Here is a 5217-nt window from a genome sequence, read left to right on the forward strand (position 1 = left end):
ATCGGGACCGTGTTCGTGCACACGATCTCGGTGACCGCCGGGACGGACGCGATCCGCTGGACCGCCCCATTCGACAAGATGCCGTGGGTACACGCCACCTTGACCGACTCGACACCCTCATCGGCCAGCAGGCGCAGCACCTCCAAGATGGTGGACCCGTTAGCGATCTCGTCGTCGAGGACGATGACGTCCTTGCCCGTGACGTCGCCGATCATGCTCGTGATCCGCACCTGGTCGTTCTCGAACCGCTGCTTGGCGCCCGCCGCGACCGGGGTGCCCAGCATCCGCGAGAACGTCGTGGCCGTCTTGGCGTTGCCCAGGTCGGGCGACACCACGATGGTGTTCGAGAGATCGTCGCGGCGGAAGTGCTCGGCCAGCTCGTTGAGCGCGTGAAGCTGATCCACCGGGACGCGGAAGAACGCCTGCACCTGCGGGGAGTGCAGCGTCATCGTCAGGACGCGGTCGGCGCCGGAGGACTTCAGCAGGTCGGCGACGAGCCGTCCGCCGATCGAGATGCGGGGGGCGTCCTTCTTGTCGGAACGCGCGTACGAGTAGTGCGGGATCACCGCCGTGATGCGCCCGGCCGACGCGCCGCGCGCGGCGTCGATCATCAGCAGCAGCTCCATCAGGTTCTCCTGGACCGGAGCGACCAGCGGCTGCACGATGAACACATCGCGCTGACGGCAGTTCGTCAGCAGTTGCGCCTCGAGGCAGTCGTTGGCGAAGCGTTGGATGCGGGACGGTTTGAGTTCGACGCCGAGTTCGGCGCACATCTCGGTGGCGAACTCCACCCCGGCGCTACCGGCGAAAACCGCAATCTCGTTCATGTGTGCGCAAAGCTTCCCTGGTCGAAGACGATGACCCGCTGAACTATATCCGCGACGACTCAGTAGCGCTTGTCGCGACGCTCCCGGCCACCGTGCTCACGGTCTCCACGACCGCCGCGCTCCGACCAGTCACCCCGGCCTTTACCCTTGCCGCCCTTGTCGTGGCGGGGACCACCCTGGTCGGGACGCAGCTCGATGAGCTGGCCGGAGATCCGCGTCCGGGCCAGCTTGCGCTGCACCTCGTCGGACAGGTGCGTGGGCAGGTCGACGAGCGAATGATCGGCGCGAATGTCGATCCGGCCGAAATCCTCACGCCCCAGCCCGCCCTCATTGGCCAGCGCGCCGACGATCTGGCGCGGGGTCACATGCTGACGGCGCCCCACCGAGATCCGGTAGGTCGACAAGTTGCCGTCGCCGCCGGCGCGGCGCGGCCGATCCCCGCGACCGGAACGGTCGTCACGCCCGGAGGAGCGGTCATCGCGATCCTCCCGGTCCTTGCGGCCGCCCCGGAACTGCTCGGGTGCGAAGTCGGCCTTGGCGTCCAGCAGCAGCGGTTCTTCGCCCTGCATGACGGCGGCGAGAGCAGCCGCCACGTCCACCTCGGGAACATCGAACTCGTTCACGTAGTGGTTGACGACGTCGCGGAAGAAGTCGATCCGCTCATCGTTGCCGAGGGCTGCGGTGATGGCCTCATCGAAGCGAGACAGCCGCGTCGCGTTGATGTCGTCGACACTGGGGAGCTGCATGGCGGTGAGGGTCTGCCCCGTCACCCGTTCGATGTTGCGCAGCTGGTGGCGTTCGCGGGGGGTGATGAACGAGATGGCGTCGCCGCTGCGTCCGGCGCGCCCGGTGCGGCCGACACGGTGCACGTAGCTTTCGGTGTCGATCGGGATGTCGTAGTTGACGACGTGGCTGATCCGGTCGACGTCCAGGCCGCGGGCCGCGACATCGGTGGCGACGAGGATGTCGAGCTTGCCGGTCTTGAGCTGGCCGATGGTGCGCTCACGGGCCGCCTGCGCGAGGTCCCCGTTGATGGCGGCCGCCGACCAGCCGCGGGCCCGCAGCTTCTCGGCGAGCAACTCGGTCTCGTTCTTGGTGCGGACGAACACGATCATGCCGTCGAAGTCCTCGACCTCGAGGATGCGCGTGAGGGCGTCGAGCTTGCGCGGGTAGGAGACGACCGCGTAGCGGTGCGACACGTTGGTGGCGGTGGCCGTCTTGCCCTTGACGACGATCTCCAGCGGGTCGACCAGGTAGGTGCTGGCCAGCGAGCGGATCTGCCGGGGCATCGTCGCCGAGAAGAGCGCAACCTGCTTGTCCGAGGGGGTGTCGGCGAGGATCTTCTCGACGTCCTCGGCGAAGCCCATGTTGAGCATTTCGTCGGCCTCGTCCAGGACGAGGAATCGGAGCTCGGACAGGTCGAGCGTGCCGCGCTCCAGGTGGTCGATGACGCGGCCGGGCGTGCCCACGACGACGTCGACGCCGCGCGCGAGGGCCGCCAACTGGACGCCGTAGCCCTGCCCGCCGTACACGGGCAGCAGCCGCACCTTCAGGTGGGCGGCGTAGGTTTCGAAGGCCTCGCTGACCTGGAGCGCGAGCTCACGGGTCGGGGCGAGCACGAGGGCCTGAGGATGCTTGTGCTTGCGTTCGAGCCGCTGCAGGATCGGCAGCGCGAACGCGGCCGTCTTGCCGGTGCCGGTCTGGGCGAGTCCGACGACGTCACGGCCCGCCAGCAGCGCCGGGATGGTCTCGGCCTGAATCGGGGAGGGCTTCTCGTAGCCCAGATCCTTCAGCGCCTTGAGGATCTTCGGCTCCAGGCCGAGCGCCGCGAACTCGTCGACGGGCCCGACGGTGGCAACGTCTTCGGGCTCCGGCACCGCGGGCTCCGCCGCGGACGGCTCCTCGGGCTGAGGTGCGTCGGCGGAACCTTCCTCGAGGGGGGCTTCCTCGACAGGCACCTCATCGAGGGGCGCTTCCTCGACGGGCACCTCCGCAGCCGCAGCGTCGGCGAAGGCCTCCGCGGGCACCTCCTCGGTGGCGGCCTCGTCGGACTCGACGAGCGGCGCGTCCGTGGGCTCGACGGCGACGCCTTCCTCGCCCGCGGCGCCGGAAAGGTCGGCCTCAGGGAGGTCGGCGGAGGGCTCGTTCGGCAGGACGGCGTCGGGCGCAGGCTGGTCAGTCACGTGAGAACGGTAGTCGCTGAGGGGTGCTCAGCACGACCCAGCCCGCCGGGAGGCGTCAGGTTCGGCTTCCCGACGCCCCGTGCCGAGGGACAACGGGACGCCACGAACCCGGATCCGAGGCTGCGGTCACGGCCCGATCGACCGGCTCCGGAGCACGGGATCCGCGGTCAGACCCGCCCCCCGAGGGCGCGCATCACCTCGATGAGTTCGGCGGTCGCCCGCAGCTCCCTGAGCCCCGTCGGGCCCTGGCTGCCCAGGCGATCCAGGTAGTCGCGGCTGACGACGCCGTGCAGATCCCCCGTCTCGGGCGTCCACAACCACAAGGAGCCGTCCACGCCACCCTCCAGCGCTCGGGCATGCACCGCCCGGACGCTGACCACGAACGGGGCACCGCCCGCGTCCTGGGGCTGGAACGCGAGCGTGTCGCCCGACACGGTGAGGCGTCCGAACCCGGACAGGACGGCGCGACCGCCGGGACGCCAGAACTGGGCATCGAACACCTGAGGGCCCGCCGCCGCGATCTGCTGTGGGGTGACACGCGGTGCGCGGGGCAGGCCGCGACGCGCGAGGATGGCGCCGACTGCGACGAGCACGGCGACGCCGAGCAGAATCATCATCACCAGGGCGATCAGGGTCATCGCTGTTGTCCTCAGGTGGTGTTGCGGTCGTCGCCGCGGCGAGCGCCCGCCCGGCCGACGGCCCAGGCGTGAGCGACCCTAGCCGGTCAGGCCGACGCCCGAGCCTCCTCGGCAGCCCGCCGCTTCATCTCCTCGATGTCGGCCATCTTGCGTTGGGTCCACGGCACCAGCGCGAACAACGCGACCGCGCACACCAGCGTCACTCCGCCCAGCACGTAGTAATAGGTGGCATCGCTCAGTCCCGCCATCGCCTTGATGGACAGGGCTGCGACGCCCTGCCCGGCCGAGGTGGCGAGGAACCACAGCGCCATCGCCTGGCTCGCGAAGGCCTTCGGCGCCAGGAGGGTCGTCGCTGACAACCCCACCGGGGAGAGGAACAATTCGGCCACGGTCTGCAGCAGGAAGACGAGCGCGAGGATGTAGAACGGCGCCAGGGACGTGCCCCCGGGCCACGCGGCGAACGCCCCGCCCATGGCGATGGCCGACAGACCGATCAGCGCGACGGCGAAGGCGAACTTGGCCGCGGTGTTCGGGAAGCGTCCGGCGCGGGCGGTGAAGAAGGCGCCGATGATCGGCGCGAGGATCACGATGCCGAGCGGGTTGATCGACTGGTACAGCGCCGGATCGAGGGTGAGGGACCCCACGGTGAGCTGGGTGTTGTTGGCGGCGAACGTCGCCATCTTCCCGGCTGCCTGCTCGAAGATCATGAAGAACAACATGGCCCCGAACCACAAGGGGATGTAGGCCTTGACGTGGCTGCGTTCCGCCGCCGTGACGCGCGGGCTGCGCAGCATGACGGCGAAGTAGCCGACGGATGCGCCGATCGAGATCGTGGCCACGGTGTCGACGATCGCCGACGGCGCGTCCCCCTCCAGCGCGTTGTAGAGCAGGAACAGCAGACCCGCGCCGACCACGATGCCGATGCTGACCAGGCCGAGGCGCCGGCGTCCCTGCGCGGTCAGCGGGTCGGGCACCTGGGCGCCGATGCCGTGCAGCGCCTTGCGTCCGACGAGGAACGCCGCCAGCGCCGCGGCCATGCCGACGGCCGCGGCCGCGAAGCCCGCGTGGTAGCCCCACTGCGAGCGCAGGAACGCGACCACGAGCGGGGAGAAGAAGCTGCCGATGTTGATCGACATGTAGAAGATCTGGAACCCGGCGTCGCGTCGCGGATCCTCCTCGTCGTACAGCTCCCCCACCATGGTGGACAGGTTCGGCTTGATGAAGCCGGTGCCGAGGGCGACCAGGCAGATCCCGAGCCAGGCCGTCGGGACGGTGGGCAGCGACAGGCAGATGTGGCCGCCCATGATGATGACGCCGCCCCACAGCGTCGCCCGCCAGGGCCCGATCAGCCGATCGGCGATGAACCCGCCGGGGATGGCCAGCAGGTAGACGGCGGCACCGTAGGTGGCGACGACCGCCTGCCCCGTCGACTCCGGTAGCCCGAGCCCGCCGTTGGCGAACGTGTCGACGAGGAAATACAGCAGGATGGCACGCATCCCGTAGTAGGAGAATCGGTGTGAGTCCCGTGGAGTGGTGGGTTTTGGAGGAGGGCGTGTCCTGAGCTGATGG

Annotated in this window: 4 protein-coding genes; all 4 read right to left on the minus strand. The window is 69.4% G+C overall.

What is annotated here, in order from left to right; all coding sequences use genetic code 11:
- On the minus strand, positions 1–827 hold an 827-nt coding region (locus V7E09_RS13870; RefSeq protein WP_324523567.1), incomplete at its 3' end, for a ribose-phosphate diphosphokinase.
- A 59-nt stretch (positions 828–886) separates the two neighbouring features.
- Complete coding sequence (locus V7E09_RS13875) at positions 887–3010, minus strand: DEAD/DEAH box helicase (RefSeq protein WP_324511544.1); 2124 nt, start codon at positions 3008–3010, stop codon at positions 887–889.
- A gap of 167 nt (positions 3011–3177) precedes the next feature.
- Complete coding sequence (locus V7E09_RS13880; protein WP_324511543.1) at positions 3178–3648, minus strand: hypothetical protein; 471 nt, start codon at positions 3646–3648, stop codon at positions 3178–3180.
- Positions 3649–3734: 86 nt separating this feature from the next.
- The coding region (locus tag V7E09_RS13885) for a peptide MFS transporter (RefSeq protein WP_324511542.1) at positions 3735–5217 on the minus strand (1483 nt) is incomplete at its 5' end.

This window comes from Propioniciclava sp. (assembly GCF_036744435.1).
GTDB lineage: Bacteria > Actinomycetota > Actinomycetes > Propionibacteriales > Propionibacteriaceae > Propioniciclava.

Coding starts and splice junctions, on each gene's coding strand:
- V7E09_RS13880 (WP_324511543.1), bottom strand. CDS start 3,648: ATGACCCTGATCGCCCTGGTGATGATGATTCTGCTCGGCGTCGCCGTG.